The sequence below is a fragment of the Methylobacterium sp. Leaf123 genome (assembly GCF_001423405.1).
Lineage (GTDB): Bacteria > Pseudomonadota > Alphaproteobacteria > Rhizobiales > Beijerinckiaceae > Methylobacterium.
The window spans coordinates 246548-272554 of record NZ_LMNS01000039.1 but is presented as its reverse complement, the minus strand read 5'-3'; the positions used below and the strand labels follow the sequence as shown (position 1 = coordinate 272554).

Here is a 26007-nt window from a genome sequence, read left to right as displayed (position 1 = left end):
GCATGAAGGGAATGCGTCGGAGATGCGGATCGATGCGCGCCGGTCACCGCGGCGCCCCTGAGGCGGCCATACCACCGCACGCCGTCTCGCGGCACAGGACAACCGCCCGGTTCGCGCGGCTCGAGCCGGACATCACGGCGGGTGCGAGGCGGGGCGGAGGGCAGAGGAGGCGGTCCGCCGACAGGGCGGGCCGTCTCGGACAATGAAGGGCGGGCCGCTTCCCTCACCGCGAAGGTTTCGGGAGCCGGCCCACCCGCGGGGCTCACTCGGCCGCGTCGCGCTTGCCCTGGCCGAAGCGGCGCTCGATGTAATCGACCACGATCGTCTCGAAGTCCTTGGCCAGCGTGGCGCCGCGCAGGGTCATCGCCTTCTTGCCGTCGATGAAGACCGGGGCGCTCGGGCTCTCGCCGGTGCCGGGCAGCGAGATGCCGATATCGGCATGCTTCGACTCGCCGGGACCGTTCACGATGCAGCCCATCACCGCAACGTTGAGGCCTTCCACGCCCGGATAGGTCTTCTTCCACTCCGGCATGGAGGTGGAGATCCAGTTCTGGATGTCGCGGGCCAATTCCTGGAAGGTCGTGGACGTCGTCCGGCCACAGCCGGGGCACGCCGCCACCAGGGGCACGAAGGTACGGAAGCCCATGGTCTGCAGGAGTTCCTGCGCGGCCTTCACCTCGACCGTCCGGTCGCCGCCGGGCTCGGGCGTCAGCGAGTAGCGGATCGTGTCGCCGATGCCCTCTTGCAGCAGCACGCCGATGGCGGCGGAAGCGGCGACGATGCCCTTCGAGCCCATGCCGGCCTCGGTCAGGCCGAGATGGATCGCGTAGTCGGAGCGGCGCGCCACCTCGCGGTAGACCGCGATCAGATCCTGCACCGCCGAGACCTTGGCCGAGAGGATGATGCGATCCTTGGGCAGGCCGAGTTCCACCGCCCGGTCGGCGGAGGTCAGCGCCGACTGCACCATCGCCTCGCGCATGACCGCGCGGGCGTCGATGGGGCGGGGCGAGCGGGCGTTCTCGTCCATCAGGTGGGTCAGCAGAGCCTCGTCGAGCGAGCCCCAATTCGCACCGATGCGGACCGTCTTGCCGTACTTGATCGCCTGCTCGACGATGGTCGAGAACTGGGTGTCCTTCTTCTCCTTGAAGCCGACATTGCCCGGATTGATCCGGTACTTGGCCAGCGCCTCGGCGCAGGCCGGATGGTCGGAGAGGAGCTTGTGGCCGATATAGTGGAAGTCGCCCACCAGCGGCACATGCACGCCGATGCGGTCGAGCCGCTCGCGGATCTTCGGCACGGCGGCTGCCGCCTCGTCGCGATCGACGGTGATGCGCACCAGCTCCGAGCCGGCGCGGGCGAGCTGGGCGACCTGGGCCACGGTGCCGTCGATATCGGCCGTGTCGGTGTTGGTCATCGACTGTACGACGATCGGGGCACCGCCGCCGACGGTGACGGCGCCTTCGCCGCTGCCGATCTGCACGCCGACGGTGCGGTGGCGCGGTGCCGGCCCGGCGATCTCCGGCCCTGTCATGCTGGGGCTGCGGGATTCGATCGGGTTTGCCAGGGCGTCGGGAGCTTCCATGACTTCCATCGTGCCTTCGCGGGTCAAACTGTTGTCCGCGCGTGCCGGCCGGGGACGTCCCGCAGGCGCAGGGGCGATCCTAACCGAAACCGGCGCGATCCGCGACCTGCCGCCGCGCCCGCGCGGGCGGATGCGCGGCGCGCCTCGATCGCCAAGGCCGCTTCCATGTCGCATCCGGATCGGGATGTCGAGCGTATGCCGTGCAGATGCAAGGATGTCGGCAGACGAAAGCGCCTTATCATATCTTGCATTCGTATGCCCGCGGGTCAAAGAACCGCACGGGCACGCTTGCTGCTTTGCACCATTTTAGAGTGCGCTGCAATAAATGACGCGAGGCAAGATGGACACGACGAGCCCTGACCTTCAGGCCAGCCACGGCGCGGAGCCGAAAGCACACCGCGACGCATCCCGACACGGGTCCGGCCCTGAAGACGGGTCTCGGCCCGATGCCCCGCCGCATGTCGATACAAGGGAGCGGACCGGAATGCGCGACGACGCCCATAATCCGGCCACCGCCGTTCCCGACCCCATCGCCGATTCGACCCGGCCGGGTCCGAATTTCCGCGGCCTCGCCGGGCCACGGGCGGAGAAGGTGGTCTCCCTCGCCCTCCAGGGCGGCGGCTCGCACGGCGCCTTCACCTGGGGCGTGCTCGACGCGCTGATCGAGGACGGGCGCCTCGCCTTCGAGGCGGTCACCGGCGCGAGCGCGGGCGCGATGAACGCCGTCGTCCTCGTGGATGGCTGGCTGGCGGGCGGCCCCGACGGGGCCCGCGCGGCCCTGGAGAAGTTCTGGCGCGAGGCGAGCCTGGATGCCGACCTGCGCCCCTCGCAGAAGGGCCTGATCGATGGGCTGTTCCAGTTCTGGAAGGGCAATCCGTTCTTCGAGGCCTGGGTGAAGGCGCTCAATCCCGGCCCCTACGCGACCAATCCGTTCAACTTCAATCCCCTGCGCGACGCGCTGGAACACACCGTGGATTTCGATCGCCTGCGCGCGGCCGACACCGCCAACGTGTTCGTCTCGGCGACCAATGTCTGGACCGGCAAGCTCGCCGTGTTCGGGCGCGATTGCCTGACGGTCGATCACCTGATGGCCTCGGCCTGCCTGCCGACGGTGTTCCAGGCGGTGGAGATCGGTGGCGTGCCCTATTGGGACGGCGGCTATCTCGGCAATCCGGCCCTGTACCCGCTGCATGAAGCGAGCACCCGCGACATCCTGCTCGTGCAGATCAACCCCGTGGAGCGCCGCGAGACGCCGCGCTCGGCCAGCGACATCCAGGACCGGCTCAACGAGATCACCTTCAACGCCAACCTGATGCGGGAGCTGCGCTCGATCGATTTCGTGCACGGCCTGATCGACGAGGGCGGGCAGGGGCAGGTTCCGGGTCTGGAACGGGTCTTCCTCCACCGCATCGACGGAACCGACTCGCTCGACGGCTTTGCCGCCTCGTCGCGCGTCGATGCCCGCTGGCGGATGATCGAGCGCTTGCGCGACAAGGGCCGCGCCGCCGCCAAGGCTTGGCTCGCCGAGGGCTACGACGAGGTCGGCGTGCGCTGCACCCTCGACCTCAAGCAGGCCTATCAGTAGCGGCGTCGCCGGCGGGGCGGCCGATCGGTCCCGGTTCGGACCTTTTGCTGATGGATGAGGCGGCTTCCTCCACGCCACGGTGACAGAGCATGGCCTCTGTCGGACAGCGGCGCGGCAAGCCCTCTCCTGCCTCTTGCTATCACCTACCTACGGATATAAAGATATCTTTATGTCTAGCGAGAGCGACCCCACGAACAGCACGACCACGGTCCCGGTGCCCTTCGCCGAGGCGCTCGCCGTGCTGCGGGCGGCGGCGGAGGAGACGCGTCTGCGCATCCTGGCGCTGCTGGCCGAGGGCGAGTTGTCGGTCTCCGATCTCACCGACATCCTCGGTCAGTCGCAGCCGCGTATCTCGCGTCATCTCAAGCTCCTCGTCGAATCGGGCCTGATCGAGCGTCATCGCGAAGGCGCCTGGGCGTTCTTCCGCCTGCGCGAGGCCGCCATCGGCTTCGTCGAGCCCCTGATCGCGGCGCTGGAACGCGCCGCGCCGCCGCTCTCCGAAGATCGCGCCCGGCTCGATTCGGTGCGGACGCAGAGGGCCGAGGCGGCGCAGACCTTCTTCGCCCGGCTCGCGCCCAAATGGGACGGCCTTCGCTCCCTGCACGTGCCCGAGGCCGCCGTCGAGGCGGCGGTGCTCGACGCGCTCGGAGACCGGCCGATTCGTCACGTGATCGATCTCGGCACCGGCACCGGCAAGATGCTCGGCCTGCTGGCCCCCCTGGCCGGCCGCGCCACCGGGCTCGATTCGAGCCATGCCATGCTCTCGGTCGCCCGCGCCAACCTCGAACGGCTCGGCCTGTCGCGGGTCGATCTGCGCCAGGGCGACCTCCACGCGCCGCCCTTCGGCCGCGGCGGCTTCGATCTCGTGGTGCTGCATCAGGTGCTGCACTACCTCGACGATCCGGCCCGGGCACTGCGCGAGGCGGCCCGCCTCGTCGCGCCGGGCGGGCGTCTGCTCGTGGTCGATTTCGCGCCCCATACCCTGGAGCAGTTGCGCGAAAGCCAAGCCCATCGCCGCCTCGGCTTCAGCGCGGAGCAGATCACGGGCTGGCTCGTCCAGGCGGGCCTGGGCGATGTCGAGAGCCGCGACCTCGCGCCGGAGGACGGGATCGAGCACCCGCTCACCGTCACCCTCTGGCTCGCGCACGACACCGCCGCCGCGATCGAAGCGCCAACCCTAGAACGCGCCGTGGCCTGAATTTCAGGCCCTGGCCGACTTCCATCGACGACCGACACCACGACAGACGTCCAGGAGAAGGGACGAAGAGATGCCCAACGCCTCCCAACACCGCGCCAGCCGCGACGGCTTCCGCCCGATCCGGGTCTCGATCGAGTTCTTCCCGCCGAAGACCGAGGAGATGGAAAAGATTCTCTGGTCCTCGATCGAGCGCCTCGCGCCGCTCCAGCCGAAATTCGTCTCGGTGACCTACGGTGCCGGCGGCTCCACCCGCGAGCGCACCCACAACACCGTGGCGCGCATGGTGCGCGAGACGAGCCTGAAGCCGGCCGCCCACCTCACCTGCGTCGATGCGACGAAGGAAGAGATCGATTCGGTCGTGCAGTCCTACTGGGATGCGGGCGTGCGCCACATCGTGGCCCTGCGCGGCGACCCGGCCGAGGGCGTCGGCCACAGCTACCGGCCCCATCCCGGCGGCTACGCCCAGACCTGCGACCTCGTCGCCGGCATCAAGCGGATCGGCGACTTCAAGGTCTCGGTCTCGGCCTATCCGGAGAAGCACCCGGAGGCCGCCTCGCTCGATGCCGACATCGACGCCCTGAAGGCCAAGGTCGATGCCGGCGCCGATCAGGCGATCACCCAGTTCTTCTTCGATAACGAGATCTACCTGCGCTACCGCGACAAGGTGCGCGCGGCCGGCATCGACATCCCGATCCTCCCCGGCATCCTGCCGGTGCAGAACTTCAAGCAGGCGGCCAACTTCGCCCGCCGCACCGGCGCCTCGGTGCCCTACTGGCTCGCCGCCCGGTTCGAGGGCCTGGAGAACGACGTGGAGACCCGCCGTCTCGTCGCCGCCGCGGTCGCCGCCGAGCAGGTGCTCGATCTCGTCGACGAGGGCGTGGAGGACTTCCACTTCTACTCGATGAACCGCTCGGACCTCGTCTACGCCATCTGCCACCTGCTCGGCCTGCGCTCGCAGGCGCCGGCCAAGGTGGCGGTGAAGCCGGAAGCCAAGGCGGCCTGAACCCCTCGTTGCTCCATTCCCGAACCCCTCCCGGGGCGTGGCCGCGCGGCGGCCGCTGCCCGGGAGGGGTTCGGGAATGATCGTGTTTTCTGGAGGCCTCCGCGGCTTCCGCTTCGCTCCGGCACCTCAGGCTGAGGTGGGTTGATGCGGCCGACGCTTTGGGCCATCGCCGTCCCGGAACATCCCAGGATCGTCCGACATGACCGCTTTCCCCCCCGTCGACGGCACCGAGATCGAGCGCGCGCTCCGCCAGCGCGCCTCGGAAAAGATCCTCGTCCTCGATGGGGCGATGGGCACGGTGATCCAGCGGCTGAAATACACGGAAGAGGATTTCCGGGGTGAGCGCTTCAAGGATCACAGCCACGATCAGAAGGGCAACAACGACCTCCTGATCCTGACCCAGCCCGACGCGATCCGGCAGATCCACCTCGACTACTTCCTCGCGGGCGCCGACGTCTGCGAGACGAATACGTTTTCCGGCACCACGATCGCCCAGGCCGATTACGGCATGGAATCGATCATCCATGAGCTGAACGCCGAGGGCGCTCGCCTCGCCCGCGAGGCCGCCAAGCTTGCCGAAGAGCAGGATGGCCGCCGCCGCTTCGTCGCCGGCGCCATCGGCCCGACGAACCGCACGCTGTCGATCTCGCCGGACGTGAACAATCCCGGCTACCGCGCCGTGACGTTCGATCAAGTGAAGCAGGCCTATGTCGAGCAGGTGCGCGGCCTCATCGACGGCGGCGCCGAACTCATTCTGATCGAGACGATCTTCGACACGCTCAACGCCAAGGCGGCGATCGCCGCCGCGTGGCAGGTCTTCGACGAGACCGGCATCCGCCTGCCGATCCAGATCTCCGGCACCATCACCGATCTGTCCGGCCGCACCCTCTCGGGCCAGACGCCGGCCGCGTTCTGGAACTCGCTGCGCCATTCGAGCCCGCTGACCTTCGGCCTCAACTGCGCGCTCGGCGCGAAGGAAATGCGCGGCCACATCGCCGAGCTGTCGCGCATCTGCGACACCCTGGTCTGCGCCTATCCGAATGCCGGCCTGCCCAACGAGTTCGGCCTCTACGACGAGAGCCCGGAGGCCATGGGCAAGCTCGTCGGCGAGTTCGCCGCGTCCGGCCTCGTCAACATGGTCGGCGGCTGCTGCGGCACGACGCCGGACCATATCCGCGCCATCGCGGAAGCGGTCGCCGACAAGAAGCCGCGCGAAATCCCCGAGATCCCGCGCCTGATGCGCCTGTCGGGCCTCGAGCCCTTCGTCCTGACGAAGGAGATCCCCTTCGTGAACGTGGGCGAGCGCACCAACGTCACCGGCTCGGCCAAATTCCGCAAGCTCATCACCAACAACGATTACGCCGCCGCGCTCGACGTCGCCCGCGATCAGGTCGCGGCCGGCGCCCAGGTCATCGACGTCAACATGGATGAGGGCCTGCTCGACAGCGAGAAGGCGATGGTCGAGTTCCTCAACCTCGTCGCCGCCGAGCCCGACATCGCCCGCGTGCCGGTGATGGTCGATTCCTCGAAGTTCGAGGTGATCGAGGCCGGCCTGAAATGCATCCAGGGCAAGCCGATCGTGAACTCGATCTCCATGAAGGAGGGCGAGGCGAAGTTCATCGAGGCTGCCAAGATCTGCCGCTCCTACGGCGCGGCGGTGGTCGTCATGGCCTTCGACGAGCAGGGTCAGGCCGATTCCTACGAGCGCAAGGTCGAGATCTGCACCAAGGCCTACAAGATCCTGACCGAGCAGGTCGGCTTCCCGCCGGAAGACATCATCTTCGACCCGAACATCTTCGCCGTGGCGACGGGGATCGAGGAGCACAACCCCTACGGCGTGGCGTTCATCGAAGCCACGAAGACCATCCGCGAGACCCTGCCCCACGCCCACATCTCCGGCGGCGTCTCGAACCTCAGCTTCGCCTTCCGCGGCAACGAGCCGGTGCGCGAGGCGATGCATGCGGTGTTCCTGTTCCACTGCATCAAGGCCGGCATGGATATGGGCATCGTCAATGCCGGCCAGTTGGCCGTCTATGACGAGATCCCGGCTGAACTGCGCGAGCTGTGCGAGGACGTGGTCCTCAACCGGCGCGAGGACTCGACCGAGCGCCTGCTGGAGGCCGCCGAGCGCTTCAAGACCGGCGCCTCGGCCCAGGCCAAGACCGCCGACCTGACTTGGCGCGAGGCGCCCGTCGCCAAGCGCATCGAGCACGCGCTGGTCAACGGCATCACCGAATACATCGTCGCCGACACCGAGGAGGCGCGCAAAGAGGCCGCGCGTCCGCTCCACGTCATCGAAGGCCCGCTGATGGCCGGCATGAACGTGGTCGGCGACCTGTTCGGCTCAGGAAAAATGTTCCTGCCGCAGGTCGTGAAGTCCGCCCGCGTGATGAAGCAGGCGGTGGCCTATCTCGAACCCTTCATGGAGGAGGAGAAGCGGGCCAATGGCGGCGACGGCAAGCGCCAGGCCGCCGGCAAGGTGCTGATGGCCACCGTGAAGGGCGACGTCCACGACATCGGCAAGAACATCGTCGGCGTGGTTCTGGCCTGCAACAACTACGAGATCATCGATCTCGGCGTGATGGTGCCGGCAGCCAAGATCCTCGAGACCGCCAAGCGCGAGAACGTCGACATCGTCGGCCTGTCGGGCCTCATCACCCCCTCCCTCGACGAGATGGTGCATGTGGCCGCCGAGATGGAGCGCGAGGGCATGGAGATGCCGCTGCTGATCGGCGGCGCCACCACCAGCCGCGTGCACACGGCGGTGAAGATCCACCCGGCCTACGCCAAGGGGCAGGCGGTCTACGTGACGGATGCGAGCCGCGCCGTCGGCGTGGTGTCGAGCCTGATCTCGAAGGAGACCCGCGGGGCCACCGTGGAGAAGGTGCGCGCCGAATACGCCAAGGTCGCCGATGCGCACCGCCGCTCGGAGGCCGACAAGCAGCGCCTGCCGCTCGCCAAGGCGCGGGCGAACGCCTTCAAGGTCGATTGGTCGGCCTACAAGCCGGCCAAGCCCAGCTTCACCGGCACCCGCGTTTACGGTTCCTACGAGGTGGCGGACCTCGTCCCCTACATCGATTGGACGCCGTTCCTGCAGACCTACGAGTTCAAGGGCCGCTACCCCGCGATCCTCGACGATCCCGAGCAGGGCCCGGCGGCCCGCGCCCTGTTCGAGGATGCGCAGGTGATGCTCAAGCAGATCGTGGAGGAGCGCTGGTTCAACCCGAAGGCGGTGATCGGCTTCTGGCCGGCCAACAGCGTCGGCGACGACATCCGGCTCTTCACCGGCGAGAGCCGGCAGGAGACGCTCGCGACCTTCCACGGCCTGCGCCAGCAGCTCTCGAAGCGCGACGGGCGCGCCAACACCTGCATCTCCGACTTCGTCGCCCCCTCGGAGACGGGCATCGCCGACTATGTCGGCGGCTTCGTGGTGACGGCGGGCCTGGAGGAGGTGCGCATCGCCGAGCGCTTCGAGCGGGCCAACGACGATTACCGCTCGATCCTCGTGAAGGCGCTCGCCGACCGCATCGCCGAGGCCTTCGCCGAGCGGATGCACGAGCGCGTCCGCAAGGAGTTCTGGGGCTACGCGCCGGACGAGGCTTACGCCCCCGAGGAGCTGGTTTCGGAAAAGTACGACGGCATCCGGCCCGCGCCGGGCTACCCGGCCCAGCCCGACCATACGGAAAAGGTGCAGTTGTTCGATCTGCTCAAGGCGGAGAGCCGCATCGGCGTGAAGCTCACCGAGTCCTACGCCATGTGGCCGGGCTCCTCGGTCTCGGGCCTCTACCTCGCCCATCCCGCCGCGCATTACTTCGGCGTCGCCAAGGTGGAGCGGGATCAGGTCGAGGATTACGCTGAGCGCAAGGGCATGGACGTGGTCGAGGTCGAGCGCTGGCTCGGGCCGATCCTCAACTACGACCCGGCCCGCTACCTCAAGGCCGCGGCCGAGTAGTCACGCCGAATAGGTCACAGTTGGCGCGGGATCGCATCGCCACGCTCCCGCGCCGCGACTTTTTCCTTGCCGAGGGGCGGCGGCGCGCGGCACGCCTGCCGTCACGACCCGCGGGACCGCCCCGCCTTCGACAGGAAGTCCCGATGCGCTCCACGCTGCTCGTCCTCGCCGCCGCTGTCCTCGCCTGCGGGCTGTCGGCCTGCAACAGCACCGATTCGGGCGGCCCCGGCCTGGCCTCGGCCTTCGAGACCAGCAATTACCGCCACTCCTCCGACACCAACGGTACCCAGACCCGCCGGGACGTGAACCGCGCCTACACGCAGCCCTCGCTGCCCACGATCGCCAACCGCGGCTTCTGAGCCGTCTCGGCTCGGAGTGCCTCACGAAACTCCCGGTCTCTGACCGTTCTCGTTCGGGCGATGATCGCGCGGCGGGAGTTTTGTGAGAGACATTCAGCGCCGCAGCCGCCGACGCAGGTTCTGGGCCGCCGCCCAGAGCCGCGGCGAGCGCTTGATCCGGTGCTTGAGCCGCACCGCGAGCCGTGAGGCGAGCACGAGCGCGTGGCTCGCCGGGCTCACCGGCACGGTCTGCTCCACGAGTTCGATGGTCTCGTCGCAGGTCTTGGCCTTGTAGCCCGCCTCGCCGACGCCGAGGTCGAGCGCCCGGCGTCCCTGCGCGGCCTGATGGCCGACGAGCCGGTGCAGCAGGATCTCGCCGGGGCTGAACCGGCCGAGTTCGGAGTCGGTGTCGAAGGACGTCCACATCCCGCAGAAGCGGGCGCCGTCCACCGCGCCGCCGAAGGTGGCCAGGATGCGCCCGCTCTCGCTCGCCACGAGGGCATGAACCTCGATTGCCGCGCGGCCGTCCCCGCCCGGCGCGGTCGCAGCGGCGATGAAGCGGCGGATTTCGGCCTCCGCATAAGGGTCGGTGACGCCGAGATCGGCGAAGCGCGCGGCCTTCTGCGCGTAGAACGCCGCCTGGATCTCGGCCGCCGCCTCCGGCGTCTCGGCGACACGGTGCTCGACCGCGCCTAGAAATTCCACGAGCTTGCGCTCCTTAGCCCGCAGCTTCTTGCGGGCATCGCCGCTGAACACCCGGCGCAGGGTCGCCTCGGCATCGGGGCCGAGCAGCATGCCGTAGGCGTCGCTCGGCGCCGACAAGCCGCCTCCGGCCAACGGGTTCGGGGTGCCGTCCCAGACCCGCGGCTGGTTGCGCAGGGCGAAGGCGTCGATACCCGCCGCGCGCCCGGCCCGGACCAGCGCCTCGATCAGATCCTCGCCCGGCATCGCTGCCGCCTCGCGGGAGGCGAAAAGCGGCATGTGGAAGTTGGCGTGCCGGTCGCCGACCACCCGCGCGACCCGCAACGGGCCGCGGCGCCCGACCGTGAGCGGCAGCAGCACCCGCGCCCGCCCATGCGCGTCGCGGAGCACGAGAATGCGCGTTTCCTCACCGGCATCGATCCCGGCGCCGAGATAGGCCGCCACCCAATCGAAGCGCTGGTAGGGCGTCATCAGGACGGCCGGATCGGCCTCCAGCCCCCGCCACAGCCCCTCGACCGCGGCAAGGTCGGAAAACACCTCTGCGGTGAGGCCGCCATGGCCCCGTAGCCCCGCCTGCACGGGGCGCCCCAGATCTTCGGCGAGAGCCGCCATTCTCACATCCCCCAGTGCGGGCGCCCGTCACGGCCAGGACGGGCGGCCACGCAGAACCGCCTCCGGGCGATCCTGCCCGGTTCGTCCTCAAGCCTCGGTTGATGCGGGCAGCCGATCTGCGGGGATGGGTAACGAAAGCTTGTCGCGTCCGCCGCTAGGCTTCAGGCGATGCCGGGGCCGCCCGGTGCTTCGAGCCGAGACGGGCCATGCTCTCGCCCCGCACCCGACACCGCCTGTTCCGCGCCGGCTTTCGGGCGATCACCGCCACGGGCGCCGACCGCTGGCTCGCCCCCGCCACCCGCGGGCGCGGCGTGATCCTCACCTTCCACCATGTCCGCCCCGAGCCGGTGCCGGGTTTCGCGCCGAACGCCCTGCTGTCGATCACCCCCGCCTTTCTCGACCGGACGCTGACGGAGCTCGCCGCCCGCGGCTTCGACCTGATCGGCCTCGACCACGTCCCCGAGCGACTCGCGGCCCCGGAGTGCGGGCGCCCTTTCGCGGTGCTGACCTTCGACGATGGCTACCGCGACAATGTCGAGCACGCTCAGGCCGTGCTGGCGCGGCACGGGGCGCCCTGGACGCTGTTCGTGACGAGCGACTTTGCCGAGGGGCGTGGGCGGCTGTGGTGGCTCGAACTGGAGCGGGCCGTGGCCCGGCTCGACGCGGTGCGGCTCGGCTCCGGCCTCGTCCTGCCGGCTCGCACCGATACGGAGAAGACGGCTGCCTTCGAGACGGCCTATCGCGCCCTGCGTGCCGGCCCGGAGCCGGTCCTGCTCGACGAGATCGCGCGCCTGTGCTGCGAGGCCGGGTTCGAGCCGGGCGGGCTCGCCCGCGAACTCTGCCTGAGCTGGGGGGAGTTGCGCGACCTCGCCCGCGACCCGGCCGTTACCATCGGCGCGCACACGCTCTCGCACCCGATGCTCGCCAAGCACGACGCCGCCTTCGCGGAGCGGGAGATGGCGCAGAGCCGTGCGCGGATCGAGGCGGAGCTGGGCCGCCCCGTGTGCCACCTGTCTTATCCCGTCGGTGATCCGACTTCCGCCGGGACCCGGGAATTCGACATGGCACGGAAGCTCGGCTTCGCCACCGCGGTGACGACCCGGCCGGGCCATCTGTTCGCGGAACACGGGAACCATGGCCACGCCCTGCCGCGGGTGTCGGTGAACGGGCTGCACCAGAGCGACGCGGCTTTGGCGAGTCTTCTCTCCGGCGTGCCGTTCCTGGCCTGGAACCGCGGGCGGCGGCTCAACGTGGGCTGAGGGGAAACCGCCTCAGCGGCGTCGGCGGCGCGAGCGCGACGAGCCGGATTCCGACTCCCCCGAACCGGCCTCGGCGCTGCCGACATCGAAGCTGGCGCTGGACCGGCCGCGACGGCCGGAGCGCCGCCCCCGGCGCCGGGCCGGCTCGACATCGGGCTCCTCGATCGAGGGGATGCCGGGGATCGTCGCGGTCGAGGCGACCGAGGAGGTGCTGGAGGCGTCGTTGCCGCTGACATAGCCGCCGCTCGCGACGTTCCGGGCGGGCGGGCCGAACATGGCGAGGCACTGGTTGTAGGCCAGATCGTTCTTCAGCCGCTCGCATTCCGCCATGGAGCGCGGCGTTCCCTGCGCGGCGGCGGTTTCGGCCGCGAGCGGCGCGGCGAGCATCAACGAAGCGGCGAGGAGGTGCGAACGAAACGAAAGCGTGGGACGGCGCGAGGGGGGGCGCATGGGCGGCGGGCGACCTTCGGAGACGAACCTTGAGCGTAGAACGTCTCGCCTTCTCGCCAGGGAGTGCGGCGAAAAAAGGGGCCGCCTGCGTTCAGGCCGTGCCCGAATCCCTCAATCGTCCGGCCGATCCATCCAGCGGATCAGCGGCATCAGCGGGAAGATCCAGGCAATGCCGAGGATCGAGTAGATCACCGTCTGCACCGCCGGATGGGTTTCCGAGATGCGGCTGTCGGCGAGCGCCATGGCGAGCGGCGCGTAGACGATCACGAAGGCCAGGATCCCGAAGGTTCCGAGCAGGGTGCGCGTGCGGCGGCGCATGGGCCTGGATCTCTCGCGTCGTGGTGTGAGCCGCCCGGCGGGCGCCGGAACGGGTCGTACCGGTCCTGCTCGCGAGCTGCAACGCGGCAAGCTGGCGTCACGGGGCAATTGTTAGAAGCCGTGAGAGCGACTTAGCCCGGCGCTCACACCGTTGATGATCGGCACGCTGCCACCAGAATGCCTTCGGGCGCTTCACACCTGAGGAGCATCGAAACTCTCTCAAACACCTCGAATGCGAAGCGCTTTGGTTATCGCGGTTTGAATGGAAGCAGCTTTCGCTGCACCAATGCTGGCGCACAGCCATTGCGCTTGCTAAAACACACGCATGCACTTTTTCATTGATGAGAGTGGCACCTTTGTTCAGGGAAGCGAATGGGGCGTCATTTGCTCCCTAGCCCTGCCTCATAAAGCGCTAGGGCCTGTACGTAGAGAAATAAATTTCCGTTCAAAATCTTGGCCAAAACAAAACGGTGAGATCAAAGGCGGCCTGCTCGATGCTTCACAATTGGCTGCGCTTGTTGATATATTATACCGATACGACGCCCTTCTTCACTCGTGCGCCATATATATGGCAGGAGAGTCATTTGCGGAAATCAAACATCACCAGATCAGACAATGCGAAAATATCACTGTTCACCTTGGCCCTGAACACCACCCTGACGCCGTAAAGGAAATCTGGAAATTGCGGCGGACTTTAGAAGTTATGCCGCCTCAGCTTTATCTACAATGCGTGACCCTCAGTGAATTGGTATCTCAAGCAGTTGAAGAAACAGCAAATTACTTCGCACAGCGCCGCCCTCGTGAACTTGCTCTCTTTGAATGGAAAATTGACGCAAAAGATCCCAACAAAATCACATCACAGGAGAAGTGGTGGCAGGATACTTTAGGGCCATTATTAGAGACCCGCTCAATGGGCCAGCCAATAGGATTTGTTAAACATCCCGATTTTGACTTTACGCACCTTCACAAAAGTTATGAAATTGAAAAAGACCAATGGTTCCCCGATCAACCCAGGCAAAAGTTACGAGGCATCGACATTGGGAAAATCATTACAAACAAAGTCGTTTTCGAAGACTCGAGGAAAGACATACTCCTTCAGGCCATTGATGTTCTAGCAAATTATTCACGGCGCCTAATAAGTGGCAAACTGGATCATCCTGAGGCGGCACAGCTATTGGGCAGAATCCAGATCCGACGCCGTTACGGGAGAAAAAATTCAACTGCGCAGACCTTAAGGATAATATCTATTTCCAAGAAACTCTGCAAGGCACTGCCCGACGATCTGAGAACGAAGCTCGATCTAATGGCCAAACACGGACGATCAATGCTGCGCTAGCGCCCTCTGTTTCATATTAATAAATAACATATCTCGCCCTAAAATTTTGACTGCGTTCCATCCATACGCGTCAATGAGTTAATAAAACTCGACACCAACAGACTCGGTCGTGCGGACGGTGAGCTAGCGTCGCAAAGCGGACATCGACTCTACCGAGGTGCGCAGTAGCGACAGCCCAAGAAGCTAAGGCATTCCCGGAAGCCAGCACCTGAAGCCGGCAGTAAAGCAGGGGGAACCGCTCGAGGCGATCCCCGGGCCTGCGCCATAGGCCGCGTTGCGCGTGGGGTCCTGCTTCCCGTAAGCCACACCCGAACGTTCCCGGCCGCCGGACCTGACGCGCGAGACCATGAGACTGTCGACCCAACCGTCCCTCGACCGCTTCGACGCCGTCCCGGCGGCCTCCTACCGCCCCGGACACGGGGCGGTGCGCGCGTGGCTCTATTTGCTCGCTGTGCTCGTCGTGGCGATGGTCGCCGTCGGCGGCGCGACGCGGCTCACCGGCTCGGGCCTCTCGATCACCGAGTGGCGGCCCGTGACCGGCGTGGTCCCGCCGCTCGACGCCGCCGACTGGGCAGCGGAGTTCGACAAGTACCGCGACACGCCGCAATTCCGCATCCTCAACCAGGGGATCGGGCTCGACGGCTTCAAGACGCTCTACTGGTGGGAATGGGGGCATCGCCTGCTCGGGCGGATCGTCGGCCTCGTGTTCTTCCTGCCGTTTGCGTGGTTCTGGGCCCGCGGCATGCTCGGGCGTCGCCTCCTCACCGGCCTCCTCGGCCTCGGCCTGCTCGGCGGGCTTCAAGGGGCGATCGGCTGGATCATGGTGGCCTCGGGCCTCCAGCCCGGCATGACGGCGGTGGCCCCGCTCAAGCTCGCGCTCCACCTCACCACCGCGAGCCTGATCCTCGCCGGCCTCGTCTGGCTCGCCGCCGGCACCCGCCCGCGGGCACTCGCTCCGGCGCCCGAACCGGTCCGGGTCGTCGCCTGCCTGTTACCGGCCCTGGTGCTGATCCAGATCTGGCTCGGCGGGCTCGTCGCCGGCTCGAAGGCGGGCCTCCTCTACAACACCTGGCCGGACATGGACGGCAGCCTCGTGCCGCCGGCCCGGGTGCTGTTCGACAAGGTGCCCTTCATCGAGAACTTCATCGACAACCTCGCCCTGGTCCAGTTCAACCACCGCCTCTTCGCCTATCTCGTCGTGGGGGTGGCCATCGCGCACGCGATCCAGGCCGCCCGGACGGCGCCGGGCAGCGCGGCGGGCCGGGCGATGGGCGTGGCGGCGCTGGCGCTGGCGCAGATGGGTCTCGGCATCGCGACCCTCCTGCTGCAGGTGCCGCTCTGGGCCGGGCTCGCGCATCAGGTCTTCGCCATGGCGGTGCTGATCATGGCGACCGTCCATGCGCGCCTCAGCCTCGGCGTGTCCGCCGCCTCCGCACCCAAGGGGGCAGAGGTGCCGATCGGGCTGGAGGCGCTCGCCGGCCGCGGCGCCTGAGACGGCGCTGCATCACCGGCTTGGCGCGAAACCTGCCTCGCGGCCGCGGCGGGTTCATGAAACCGCCGCGGTTGCCTTCGATGCTTGGCCCAGGCTCGGACGGGAGCCTTGGCCGACTGCGATGCAGCATAGAAATCGGTCTATCCTGCAGCGCAAAAGGTGGGTTCCAGTCGTCGTTGCAACAATTTCGGTGGAAGACCGCGCGCTCGCTAGTCCGACGATGGAACGACTCGCCGCACTATAGAATTAAATACCTCGCCAACACAGGAGCAGAGGATGTTTCTGGCCGAGGACGGACGCCCGCTTGCGCTGACATGGAACTACACGCCCAGTGAGCTGCGGGCGGACGGTGTAGTCCATATCGCAGGGATCGCCCTCGGATTTCTCGGCGCGATCACCTTGGTCGTGACGGCGGCCCTCAACCATCTCGGATGGATCGAACGGGCCTCTCTGCTGGTCTACGCTACCGCGTTGCTGGCGATGCTCGGCGCGTCCGCCGCCTACAACATGTGGCCGGTGAGCCCGCGCAAATGGATCCTGCGCCGTTTCGACCATGCCTTCATCTATCTGATGATCGCCGGCACCTACACGCCGGTGGTGGCGCTGGTCGGCTCCGGCCCCGTCGCCTGGGCGCTGCTCGCCCTGATCTGGACGGTCGCGCTCACCGGCATCGCCATCAAGATCCTGATGCCCGGCCGCTGGGATCGCGTCTCGATCGTGCTCTACCTGATGCTCGGCTGGAGCGGCGTCCTCGCCTACGAGTCGGTGATCTCGGGGCTCACCCCGTCCGCTCTATGGCTCCTCGCCATTGGCGGCCTGCTCTATTCGGGCGGCGTGGTCTTCCACGTCTGGCGCAGCCTGCCGTTCCAGAACGCGATCTGGCACGCCTTTGTCCTGGCCGCGACCGCCTGCCATTACGGGACGATCATGGCAAGCGTCCTGCACGCCGGAGCATGAGCGATCGCCGCTGACCCGTCATCGGGCGGCGAATCGGCCGACACCCGCCAGGACGATGCAGCGCGTGAACGGAAAACGCGGAAAAACCGAGCCGGAGACCGAAGACGCCTGATCCTCAGGCCGGCTCGGAGATGCTGCTGCCCTCGCCCAAAGTGTCGGAGGCGCGCTCGACGGCGCTGATCGCATCGAGCAGGTGCTGCACGCTGCGCTCCACCTCGATCCGGGGCCGGTCCATGCTGGCCGCCCGCGCCACCAGCCCTTCGAGCTGATCGAGCACGTCCAAGAGGTCGCCGGCGACAGCCGCCACGTCGCAGCCGGCGCGAGCCGGCTTGGCGGGGGCAGGTGGGCGGCGGAAAGGGATGACCGTGCTCATCGCCATCGTGTGTCGCGAAAAGCCGGGCGCATGGCCACCCGCGGAACGGGCGTCATCCACACCCAAGCCGCAGCGCGGGGTCGCCAAAGGGGGCTTCCTGGCTCAATTGGTGAGTTTTTCGTCGAAACCGTGGCTCGAATCCGCGGCAAACGGTCAAGCTTTCCCGCCGTGACAGCGGGCCATTTCCGAAACGGAAAAATCTTTCCAGCGAATCGGCCCGTTCCGGCCATGCATTGACAAGGATCGCCCCGAAGCAGAGGTTGGAATCGTTCCGAGGGGGGCCCTGTATGGGGCTGAGAGTGGGCCTGCGCCCTGACCCTTGAACCTGATCCGGCTCGTACCGGCGGAGGGACGGGAACCAGTGGCCGCTGCTGACACGCAGCATCGGTCAGCCGCACCATCGTCGGGACCACGGGTCGCCTCCCCTTTCAGGAGCGACAGCGATGAACGCACCCGTCCGTCCCAAAGATCTTCCCAACGGCAATCCCGCCAGCGTGACCACCGGCCCCGTGCAGGGCTCGCGCAAGGTCTACGCGGAGGCGCCCGGCCGCCCCGATATCCGTGTGCCCTACCGGGAGATCGCCCTCTCCGACCCGAAGGAGGAGCCGGTGCGGGTCTACGACCCGTCGGGCCCCTACACCGAGACCGATGCGGCCATCGACCTTGAGAAGGGCCTGGCCCCAGTCCGCGAGCCGTGGATCGTCGGGCGCGGCTACGCTGCCGTGAAGCCGCGCGAAGTGAAGCCGGAGGACAACGGCTTTGCCGCCGCCGACAAGCTGGTGGCGCCGTGCCCCGCCGAGCGGACGATCCGCCGGGCCGAACCGGGGCAGCTGGTGACGCAATACGAGTTCGCCCGCGCCGGGATCATCACGGAAGAGATGATCTACGTGGCGCATCGCGAGAATGCCTGCCGCGCGCAGATGCTGGAGCGGGCGGAAGCCGCGCTCGCCGACGGCGACAGCTTCGGCGCGGCGCTGCCGCCCTTCATCACGCCCGAATTCGTCCGTGATGAAGTGGCCCGCGGCCGCGCTATCATCCCGGCCAACATCAACCATCTCGAACTCGAGCCGATGGCGATCGGCCGCAACTTCCTGGTCAAGATCAACGCGAACATCGGCAACTCCGCCGTCACGTCGTCGGCCGCCGAGGAAGTGGAGAAGCTGGTCTGGTCGATCCGCTGGGGCGCGGACACGGTCATGGACCTCTCGACGGGGCGCAACATCCACAACATCCGCTCGTGGATCGTGCGCAACTCGCCCGTCCCGATCGGCACCGTGCCGATCTATCAGGCGCTGGAGAAGGTCGGCGGCGACCCGCTCAAGCTCGATTGGGAGGTGTTCAAGGATACCCTCATCGAGCAGGCCGAGCAGGGCATCGACTACTTCACGATCCATGCCGGCGTGCGGCTGGCCCACGTGCCGCTCACCGCGCGGCGCACCACCGGCATCGTGTCGCGCGGCGGCTCGATCATGGCGCGTTGGTGCCTCGCCGGGCACCGCGAATCGTTCCTCTACGAGCGATTCGACGAGATCTGCGACATCATGCGGGCCTACGACGTGTCGTTCTCGCTCGGCGACGGCCTGCGTCCGGGCTCGATCGCGGATGCCAACGACGCGGCCCAGTTCGCCGAACTGGAGACCTTGGGCGAACTCACCAAGATCGCCTGGGACAAGGGCTGCCAGACCATGATCGAGGGCCCCGGCCACGTGCCGATGCACAAGATCAAGGTCAACATGGAGAAGCAGTTGCGCGAGTGCGGCGAGGCGCCGTTCTACACCCTCGGCCCGCTGACCACCGACATCGCGCCGGGCTACGACCACATCACCTCCGGCATCGGCGCGGCGATGATCGGCTGGTTCGGCACGGCGATGCTCTGCTACGTCACGCCCAAGGAGCATCTCGGCCTGCCGAACCGCGACGACGTGAAGACCGGCGTCATCACCTACAAAATCGCCGCGCACGCCGCCGACCTCGCCAAGGGCCACCCCGCCGCGCAGCTCCGCGACGACGCCCTCAGCCGCGCCCGCTTCGACTTCCGCTGGGAGGACCAGTTCAACCTCTCGCTGGATCCCGACACGGCGCGCGCCTACCACGACGAGACCCTGCCCAAGGACGCGCACAAGGTCGCCCATTTCTGCTCGATGTGCGGCCCGAAATTCTGCTCGATGAAGATCACGCAGGATCTGCGCGCCGACGTGCTCGCCATGGAGGAGGCCGGCATCGTCATCGGCCAAGCCCAGCCGATGAGCGACGCCGAGCGCCAAGCCGGCATGGCGGCCAAGTCCCAGGAGTTCTTGGAAGAGGGCGGCAAGCTCTACGTCGACGCGGCGGAGTAAGCCGCGCGTCGAATGCGGGATGGCCGTCCGGCGGGCGGCCATCCTCGCAGAACCGATCGTTTGATGCGAATTCGCGAAAACTCTTCAGGCAATCTTTACGGATCGGTGAGGCTGGCAGGCGTTCGCAGGGGACAAGCGGCTGGCCTTAAGACTCCGGTAGCGACGCGCGCAATCTCCTGAGGGCCGGCTTCGCGCCGGAACTGAAGGAATGCAGCCATGGACCCGATCAGGGCCGCGGCCTCGACGCCGCCCGTCTCAACCGCCCCCATCACCCCCGTCCGACCGGTCGCGGAAACCGTTCGCGACGAGGCCCCAGCCTCCCGCGTGCTCGACCCCGCGGTCACCGTCGCGGTGAGCCCCGAGAGCACGGAGGCGAAACCGTCCGAGCCGGATCGGCGGGCCTATACCCGCGATGCGGACAGCCAGAGCCTCGTTTTCCGGGTCACCGATCCGCAGACCGGCGATGTGGTGATGCAGATCCCTGACGAAGTGATTCTCAAGGCGCGGGCCTATGCGCGGGAAGCGGCGCCGTTTCCGGGCGAGCGCATCGCCAAGACGGCCTGACCGGCCACTCCGCCGAGCCGCCCCGCGCCCTCCGATGGAAACAGCACCTCGGGGGGGGTGGGCACCGGCGCGCCGCAACGACCAACGGCGCATGCGCCCGGACAGCACGCGGCCGAAGGCGGCTGATCCGGCGGTTGTGATTCGATTCGGCGGGTAGTCTGCCGGCTGTTACGCCCCAGGCCCGGCGTCGCCCTGAAGCCCGGCGGCGATGTGGTTGTTGAGCGAGACCAGGGACTCGATCTTCTGCGCCGTCGGCTCGATCATCGTGTCCACGATCGTGTGGAACACAAAGGCCGAGAGCTGCGCCATGCTGGTGCGCACCTCGGGGGGGAGCGGGCTGCTCGGCTCGGTCGCGGCGGAGGCCAGGATCGTCCAGACGCGCTGGTTGAATGTCAGCGCCTCGTTGAGAGCCGGCCCCGCCTCGACCTGTGAACCGAGGGACTGGAGTCGGCCGGCGGCCTTCAACAGAACGGCCGCCTCGGCTTCCCGAGGAGAGAGCGCCACGCGCGAGGCCTTCGCATAGGCATTGGCCGCGTACTGCATCTTCGGTGTTCTCCCTGCGCCGCCCTCGGCCGATCGCAGGCGAATCAATGCATCGCTTTTGTTAAAACCAAGTATGCGAGGAATCTGCCGCATTGGCGCCCCGAAAGGGGGCGAGTGCTTCGGCGTGGCGGCCTTTATGGCCAGTCCGTGCCGCATCGGGTCCGGAACCCGCTTCAGATGACGAACTTCTTTCTCGGCTTGATGGCCGGCTGCATCATCGCCGGCGTCGTCACCATCACTGCTGCGCGGCACCCGGCGGTCCAAGCGCGACTGGGTCTCGTGCCACCCACTCAGGCCGCGATCGTGATCGCCCCCCGCCCCGAGACGCCCCGCTGCCCGGTGCCGAAGACGGCGAACCAAGTCGGCAATCCGGAGATGCTGTTCTCGCCCAACCGCCTCTGGTCGGTCGCCCCCTGAAGCAGGCCCCACGAAAGCGGGGCATTCGCTTTGCAGGGCGCGATGTCGTGCTTCACGCGAGCGCCGCGCCGTCCTGAACCCGCGCTCACCGAGCGGATACGGTGTCAGACGCTGCTGCTGAGCAGGAACATCACCATCGTCGTCGCAACGGTGCTGCCGAGGAAGCCGAACAGGGCGGCGGCGAACGAAGGACCGGTCCGCATTTCGGCGGCGGGCTGACGGAGGGCGCTGTCGGCGGCGATCATGGCGAGACCCTGAAACGAAGGAGGGAGAGTTTCTTCCGGCGCGAAGCGATCGGTTTCGTTGCAAAGAACCTGCGCTTCACGGTGACGCTTGGCGGTGCGGGACCACACTCCGGCCCGCGGACGGATCCGGCTTTTGCAGCATCGGGTTACAGGCGGTCTCGACCCGCGGGGCGCGGGTCGGCCCCGGTCAGTCGCAGCGGTTGACCTGCTTGGCGGCCCGCAGGGACCGAAGCTCGCTGCGCAGATCGATCGAGACGATGTCGGCCCCGCAATCCTCGAAGGCGTCCTGCGCCTCGTGGTAGCGGTCGCCGATCTCGTCGAGGGTGTCACAAACCCGGTCGTGATTGCCGAGCCGCGCTTCCTGGCGGGCCTGATAGCGCAGGGCGCTGGCTTCCTGGATCTTGCGGCGGCCGTCGAGGCAGCCGGGTGCCGCGAGCGCGGAGGAAACCAGAGAGACGCCGACGAGGGAGGCCGCAAGGCCGGCGAAAACGGTGTGTCGCATGAGGTGACGCATGGGGCAGACCGACTGTGTTCGACCGAAGTCGTGAAAAGGTTAAGAGGAACTCAACGCGCGACCATCACAGTGTCTTCACTGATTCTGTCGCGGCGTCGTCGTCCGTGTCGGTCCTTTGAACGGTGACGCTCAGCCGATGGTTCCGAGAACGGTTGACGGGATCTGCCAAGATTCTTGAAAGTTTCTTGGATGATTCTCGGCGGAACCTTCGGCGCGATCGGACGCGATCGACCCGCCTATCCCTCGGCGGCTTCCGTCCGAGCGGAATCCTGCCCGGCGCGGTTTCGGCGCGCCGTCTCCGAGCCACGCCCCCGGCGAGAGACGAGAATCTGGTCGAGGGTGACGGGGCGCAGGCCCTGTGGATCGACGCCGACATCGTATTGTCGCGGGATCGGCTTGAGCCGGCCGTGGGAATGGCCGTGCAGATTGATCGCGCCGCGACCGAGGCCGTTCCAGGTCCGGAAGGCGTAGTGGCACAGCACGAGCCGGCGACCCTCGACCTCGGTCTCCGCATAATGCGCCACCGAGGCCCAGCCGGGCGCCGAGAGGCTGGCGGGGCCGTCATTGTTGCCGACGATGAGATGCTTGTGGCCGTTGAGCGCGCCGAGCAGGGCCGCGATGCGCTCCGGTGGGGGGCCGAGGGCGAAGTCGCCGAGATGCCAGACGGTGTCGTCCGGCCCGACGATAGTGTTCCAAGCCTCGACCAGGGCCGCGTCGTGGGCCGGCAGATCGACGAAGGGCCGCCGGTCGATCCGCAGAATCCGGGGATCGCCGAAATGCGTGTCGCTCGTGAAGAAGATGGTCATCCGCCGCGCTGTCCGGTGTGAGCGGGACAACGCAGCGGATGAGAGAACGATGCCGGCCTAGCGGCCAGGGCTGAAGCGCAGCGGCACGACGACGGGCAGGCTCGACTGCGTCACCCCGGCGGGGGCGGGCGGCAGACTGCCGCGCACCGCCGCGAGCGCGGCGCTGTCGATGGCGCCGATCCCGCTGCTGCTGGCCAGGGTCGCGCCGCTCACCGCACCGGAACGGCTCACGGTGAAGCGCACGGTCGCCACGCCGCCGCTGGTGCCGGCCGCGGCCTCACGGTTCATCCGGCCGCGGATCGTCGCGGCGATGGAGCCCTTCCAGGCCGCCATGGCGTTGGGGTCGTTGGCCGCTGCGGCCGTGCCCGTCGCGCTCTGACGCGAGGTCGCGGCGGAGTTGCGCTGCGAATTGCCCGCCTGCGCCGCCTGGGCACGCCGGGCGGCGTCGCGCTCGGCCTTCGCCTTGGCGGCCTTGATCCGCGCTTCCTTCTGCGCCTCCTCGCGCTTCTTCTCGAGGATCTCCTTGCGGCGTGCCTCGCGCTCAGCCTCGCGCTTCTTCTCCAGCGCGGCCTTGCGGCGCTCCTCGATCTTGGGATCGGGCTTGGGCGGCTCCGGCGCCTTCGCCACCACGGGTGGGGGCGGCGCCAGCGGCTCCGCTTCCTGCGCCTCGGATGCGATGAGCTGCTCCTCCTCCGGCGGCGGGGGCACCGTGTCGGGCGGAACTTCCGTGACGGCTTCCGGCGGCGGTGGCGGCTGCACCTCTTCCGGCATCACCTCCGTCATCTCGGGGGGAGGCGGGGGCTTCACCTCGTCCGGTGTCTCGACCGGCTCGGCCGTCTCCGGCTCGCCCTCGGGCTTGGCCTCTTCGGGGATCTCTTCGACCCGTTGCGACTCGGCCGGCGCCTGGGTCTCGGCCTCCGCCATCTGCGGCGCGAGATCGATCGTGATCTCCTGCTCGCCGGGGGGCGCGGGCGGCGTCAGATGCAGATAGGTGATGCCGACCAACCCCGCGGCGTGCAGGGCCAGGGCCAGGACGAAGGCGGCCGCGAGGCGCCCCTGGCCGCCTCCCTCGGACGGGCCCGAGGGTAATCCCTGCCCGGCATGAGCCGGCACGGGAGCCGGCATAGGGGCCTGCATCGGCGGCATGGCGGCGGCCTTCGGAGCTGGCTTGGGAGCGGCCATCGGCTTAACGGGGCGTTCCGGCAGCCGGCGCGCCACCCGCCGACTGGGCAATCAGCGAGACCTTGGTGAAGCCCGCCTGGCCGACGAGGCCCATCACCTCCATGATCTTGCCGTAGGGCACGTCCCGGTCGCCGCGCACGAGCACGACCTGATCCGGGTTCTCCCCCCTGAGCTGCTTCAGGCGCGGCAGGATCGTCTCCGGCGTGAAGCCGTCCTTGGCGATGAACGGATTGCCGTCCTTGTCGATGGAGACTTCGAGGGGCTTCTGCGACTGCGCCACCTTGGCGGCGGTCGTCTTCGGCAGCTGCACCGGCACGCCCGTCGTCATCAGCGGCGCGGCCACCATGAAGATGATCAGCAGCACCAGCATCACGTCGACCATCGGCGTGACGTTGATCTCGGACATCGGCGTGGCGTCGAGGCCGTCCTCGTCGTCGCTCGCCGAACGCGCGGTTCCCATGGCCATGGCTTCGCCCTTCCGGGTGTCGGCGACGGCCCGCCGAACTGAGGCGGGCGCCGCGAAGGTTTCAGGAGTCGGCGAAGAAGGGGATTACTCGGCCGCCGCGGCCCGGGCGTGGGGACCGCGGTCACGGGCGAGGCGGTTGCCAAGCACCGAGATGCAGGAGACGAAGCTCGACTGGACGCGGGCGACGTCACCGGAGAGCTTGTTGTAGGCCATCACCGCCGGGATCGCGACGACGAGGCCGATGGCGGTGGCGAACAGCGCCTCCGCGATGCCGGGCGCCACCACCGCGAGGCTGGTGTCCTGGCTCTTCGCGATCGACGAGAACGAGTTCATGATGCCCCAGACCGTGCCGAACAGGCCGACGAAGGGCGCGGTGGAGCCGGAGGTCGCCAGCAGCGGCAGCCCGCCCTGGAGACGCTTCACTTCGAGGCTGAGAGCCCCCTTCATCGCCCGCTCGATCCGCTCGCGGCGCTCGGCCCGGCTCTCGCTCGGATCCTGGTCGCGCCACGCGTCGAGCCCCGCCTTGACCACGTGGCCGGCGATGCCCTTCTGCCCGGTATCGATGGTGCCCTCGGAGCGGACCATCGCGTCGAAGGCCTTGGCCTGCCGCTTGGCGGCGGAGAGGCGCACGATCTTCTCGAAGACGACGGTCCAGCAGGCGAGCGACGCCACCACGAGGAGAATCATCACGCTTTTGACGATCGGGTCGGCCTGCAGGAACAGACCGATGAACGACATGTCGTGGGCTGCAGCGACCGCCTCGGCGGGCACGGACGTCGGATCCATGTGTGACTCCTCGTGGCTCCAATAGGCGTCCGTCGCAGCCGGTCGAACCGGTGGGACGGCCGTGGCCGGCCTTAGCGATCGAAGGCGGCCGATGTCTTGCTGGCGGGCTCGATCCGCTCCAGGCAGGTCTCGCGGGTGGCGTCGCCGCCCTCGCAGGCGAGCACGTCGTTGAGCAGAAGGCGGCCGATTTTCGGGCAGGCGAGGCCGGCGAAGTCGAAGAGCCGCACCACGGTCTTCTTCTCCTGCACCGGGCCCAACTCGACGGCGAGGCGCTTCTGGGCGACGCCCTCCGTGTCGAAGGCGAACAGATCGACCTTGAGCGACTTCAGCGCGGGGCCGCGGCTGTTGTCGACGAGCATGTAGGTGCGGCAGGCCTCGCCCGAGGGCTCGAGCCGGTTCAGTTCGATCTTCAGGGGCGGGGCGTCCGATTTGGCCGCCGGCGTCGCGTCCTGTGCCATCGCGGCGGGGATCGCGGTGAGCAGCGCTGCGGCGAGGACGGCACCCGCGAGGAGGCGTCCCCCGATCCCGCGGCGTCCCGGCCCTGCATCGCTCATTCCCCAGCCTTCCTGAATCACGATGATCTCATCTCCCCAATCTCGCGCCGCCCCGGAGACCCGGAGCGGGCCGCTTGACCCGAAGGCCGAAGGACGGCCGCTGTTCCGACGACTTTCGCCGCGCCGTGGTTTCGCGCCGCACCGTAGTTTTCGACGGTGCCGAGGGGCGCCGTCATCCGAGGCGGGATCACCGTGACGCAATCTCCGCCGCAGGGCGATGTGCGGATACAGCAAAAGTGACGCCCAGCGCTCCCCACAGCACCGTGTACGTTTCCGGGCGTGCCTATCCGACAAGCAGGGTGCTGATCAAGGTTTGCTAAGAATTTCAGAGCAATTCCAAACTATTGGAGAAGGCAGGCCTTCAAGCGGGGATTTCTCATTCATCCCGACGGGATTGCCTATTTATCCCGAAATGGGGTCGTCTACGCTTCGCTGCC

The 26007-nt window shown here is 67.8% G+C and carries 25 protein-coding genes and 1 riboswitch; of the genes, 12 read left to right on the top strand and 13 right to left on the bottom strand.

What is annotated here, in order from left to right:
- Window positions 1–262: 262 nt before the first annotated feature.
- Window positions 263–1591, bottom strand: a complete 1329-nt coding sequence (ispG, locus tag ASF53_RS23335; RefSeq protein ID WP_056204580.1) for a flavodoxin-dependent (E)-4-hydroxy-3-methylbut-2-enyl-diphosphate synthase — start codon at window positions 1589–1591, stop codon at window positions 263–265.
- Window positions 1592–1922: 331 nt separating this feature from the next.
- Between ispG and ASF53_RS23330 the strand changes: the two genes are divergently transcribed.
- The 5 genes from ASF53_RS23330 (at window position 1923) to ASF53_RS23310 (ending at window position 9679) form a co-directional block, all read left to right on the top strand.
- Window positions 1923–3167, top strand: a complete 1245-nt coding sequence (locus ASF53_RS23330) for a patatin-like phospholipase family protein (protein ID WP_056204578.1) — start codon at window positions 1923–1925, stop codon at window positions 3165–3167.
- Window positions 3168–3336: 169 nt separating this feature from the next.
- Complete coding sequence (locus ASF53_RS23325) at window positions 3337–4365, top strand: ArsR/SmtB family transcription factor (protein WP_056204576.1); 1029 nt, start codon at window positions 3337–3339, stop codon at window positions 4363–4365.
- A gap of 70 nt (window positions 4366–4435) precedes the next feature.
- Window positions 4436–5368 (top strand): methylenetetrahydrofolate reductase [NAD(P)H], encoded by a 933-nt coding sequence (gene metF / locus ASF53_RS23320; protein ID WP_056204566.1) that lies wholly within the window; start codon window positions 4436–4438, stop codon window positions 5366–5368.
- A gap of 199 nt (window positions 5369–5567) precedes the next feature.
- On the top strand, window positions 5568–9320 hold the full coding sequence (metH, locus tag ASF53_RS23315) for a methionine synthase (protein ID WP_056204562.1): 3753 nt from the start codon (window positions 5568–5570) through the stop codon (window positions 9318–9320).
- A 143-nt stretch (window positions 9321–9463) separates the two neighbouring features.
- A complete protein-coding gene (locus tag ASF53_RS23310; RefSeq protein WP_056204559.1) occupies window positions 9464–9679 on the top strand; it encodes a hypothetical protein in 216 nt (71 codons plus the stop codon).
- Window positions 9680–9772: 93 nt separating this feature from the next.
- Here the strand turns inward: ASF53_RS23310 and ASF53_RS23305 are convergent, their stop codons facing one another.
- A complete protein-coding gene (locus ASF53_RS23305) occupies window positions 9773–10972 on the bottom strand; it encodes a GNAT family N-acetyltransferase (protein ID WP_056204556.1) in 1200 nt (399 codons plus the stop codon).
- 206 nt (window positions 10973–11178) lie between these two features.
- On the opposite strand from ASF53_RS23305, the gene ASF53_RS23300 reads away from it, so the two are divergent.
- Complete coding sequence (locus ASF53_RS23300; RefSeq protein WP_056204555.1) at window positions 11179–12231, top strand: polysaccharide deacetylase family protein; 1053 nt, start codon at window positions 11179–11181, stop codon at window positions 12229–12231.
- A gap of 12 nt (window positions 12232–12243) precedes the next feature.
- On the opposite strand, the gene ASF53_RS23295 is transcribed toward ASF53_RS23300, so the two are convergent.
- Complete coding sequence (locus tag ASF53_RS23295) at window positions 12244–12681, bottom strand: hypothetical protein (protein ID WP_056204552.1); 438 nt, start codon at window positions 12679–12681, stop codon at window positions 12244–12246.
- A gap of 111 nt (window positions 12682–12792) precedes the next feature.
- Window positions 12793–12999, bottom strand: coding sequence for a DUF2842 domain-containing protein (locus tag ASF53_RS23290; RefSeq protein ID WP_009863569.1), 207 nt, complete (start codon window positions 12997–12999; stop codon window positions 12793–12795).
- Between the two features lie 325 nt (window positions 13000–13324).
- On the opposite strand from ASF53_RS23290, the gene ASF53_RS26080 reads away from it, so the two are divergent.
- From ASF53_RS26080 to trhA, 3 genes are all read left to right on the top strand, one after another.
- A complete protein-coding gene (locus tag ASF53_RS26080) occupies window positions 13325–14335 on the top strand; it encodes a DUF3800 domain-containing protein (RefSeq protein ID WP_156635790.1) in 1011 nt (336 codons plus the stop codon).
- 346 nt (window positions 14336–14681) lie between these two features.
- Complete coding sequence (locus tag ASF53_RS23285; RefSeq protein WP_056204548.1) at window positions 14682–15827, top strand: COX15/CtaA family protein; 1146 nt, start codon at window positions 14682–14684, stop codon at window positions 15825–15827.
- 276 nt (window positions 15828–16103) lie between these two features.
- Entirely contained in the window at window positions 16104–16784 is a 681-nt protein-coding gene (gene trhA / locus ASF53_RS23280; RefSeq protein WP_056204545.1) for a PAQR family membrane homeostasis protein TrhA, read from the top strand.
- A gap of 115 nt (window positions 16785–16899) precedes the next feature.
- Here the strand turns inward: trhA and ASF53_RS23275 are convergent, their stop codons facing one another.
- Entirely contained in the window at window positions 16900–17163 is a 264-nt protein-coding gene (locus tag ASF53_RS23275; RefSeq protein ID WP_056204542.1) for a hypothetical protein, read from the bottom strand.
- A gap of 258 nt (window positions 17164–17421) precedes the next feature.
- Window positions 17422–17526: riboswitch (TPP riboswitch) on the top strand.
- Between the two features lie 74 nt (window positions 17527–17600).
- Between ASF53_RS23275 and thiC the strand changes: the two genes are divergently transcribed.
- A complete protein-coding gene (gene thiC / locus ASF53_RS23270; protein WP_056204539.1) occupies window positions 17601–19493 on the top strand; it encodes a phosphomethylpyrimidine synthase ThiC in 1893 nt (630 codons plus the stop codon).
- A 216-nt stretch (window positions 19494–19709) separates the two neighbouring features.
- Window positions 19710–20057, top strand: coding sequence for a flagellar protein FlaG (locus ASF53_RS23265; RefSeq protein ID WP_056204537.1), 348 nt, complete (start codon window positions 19710–19712; stop codon window positions 20055–20057).
- Window positions 20058–20225: 168 nt separating this feature from the next.
- Here the strand turns inward: ASF53_RS23265 and flaF are convergent, their stop codons facing one another.
- On the bottom strand, window positions 20226–20600 hold the full coding sequence (gene flaF / locus ASF53_RS23260) for a flagellar biosynthesis regulator FlaF (RefSeq protein ID WP_056204535.1): 375 nt from the start codon (window positions 20598–20600) through the stop codon (window positions 20226–20228).
- A 177-nt stretch (window positions 20601–20777) separates the two neighbouring features.
- Between flaF and ASF53_RS23255 the strand changes: the two genes are divergently transcribed.
- Window positions 20778–21017: a hypothetical protein gene (locus tag ASF53_RS23255; RefSeq protein ID WP_056204533.1), complete on the top strand. Its 240-nt coding sequence runs from the start codon at window positions 20778–20780 to the stop codon at window positions 21015–21017.
- A 104-nt stretch (window positions 21018–21121) separates the two neighbouring features.
- Here the strand turns inward: ASF53_RS23255 and ASF53_RS26075 are convergent, their stop codons facing one another.
- From ASF53_RS26075 to ASF53_RS23225, 7 genes are all read right to left on the bottom strand, one after another.
- Window positions 21122–21370: a hypothetical protein gene (locus tag ASF53_RS26075; protein WP_156635788.1), complete on the bottom strand. Its 249-nt coding sequence runs from the start codon at window positions 21368–21370 to the stop codon at window positions 21122–21124.
- Between the two features lie 79 nt (window positions 21371–21449).
- Window positions 21450–21776 (bottom strand): hypothetical protein, encoded by a 327-nt coding sequence (locus tag ASF53_RS23250; protein WP_003601051.1) that lies wholly within the window; start codon window positions 21774–21776, stop codon window positions 21450–21452.
- Between the two features lie 236 nt (window positions 21777–22012).
- A complete protein-coding gene (locus tag ASF53_RS23245; RefSeq protein ID WP_056204531.1) occupies window positions 22013–22582 on the bottom strand; it encodes a metallophosphoesterase family protein in 570 nt (189 codons plus the stop codon).
- A 57-nt stretch (window positions 22583–22639) separates the two neighbouring features.
- The gene (locus ASF53_RS23240; RefSeq protein ID WP_056204878.1) at window positions 22640–23728 is read right to left on the bottom strand and encodes an energy transducer TonB family protein; all 1089 of its coding nucleotides are present in this window, start codon (window positions 23726–23728) and stop codon (window positions 22640–22642) included.
- 40 nt (window positions 23729–23768) lie between these two features.
- On the bottom strand, window positions 23769–24230 hold the full coding sequence (gene tolR / locus ASF53_RS23235) for a protein TolR (protein WP_056204529.1): 462 nt from the start codon (window positions 24228–24230) through the stop codon (window positions 23769–23771).
- Between the two features lie 84 nt (window positions 24231–24314).
- Window positions 24315–25016, bottom strand: a complete 702-nt coding sequence (locus tag ASF53_RS23230) for a MotA/TolQ/ExbB proton channel family protein (protein ID WP_056204527.1) — start codon at window positions 25014–25016, stop codon at window positions 24315–24317.
- Between the two features lie 71 nt (window positions 25017–25087).
- Window positions 25088–25570, bottom strand: a complete 483-nt coding sequence (locus tag ASF53_RS23225) for a hypothetical protein (RefSeq protein WP_056204524.1) — start codon at window positions 25568–25570, stop codon at window positions 25088–25090.
- Window positions 25571–26007 lie beyond the last annotated feature (437 nt).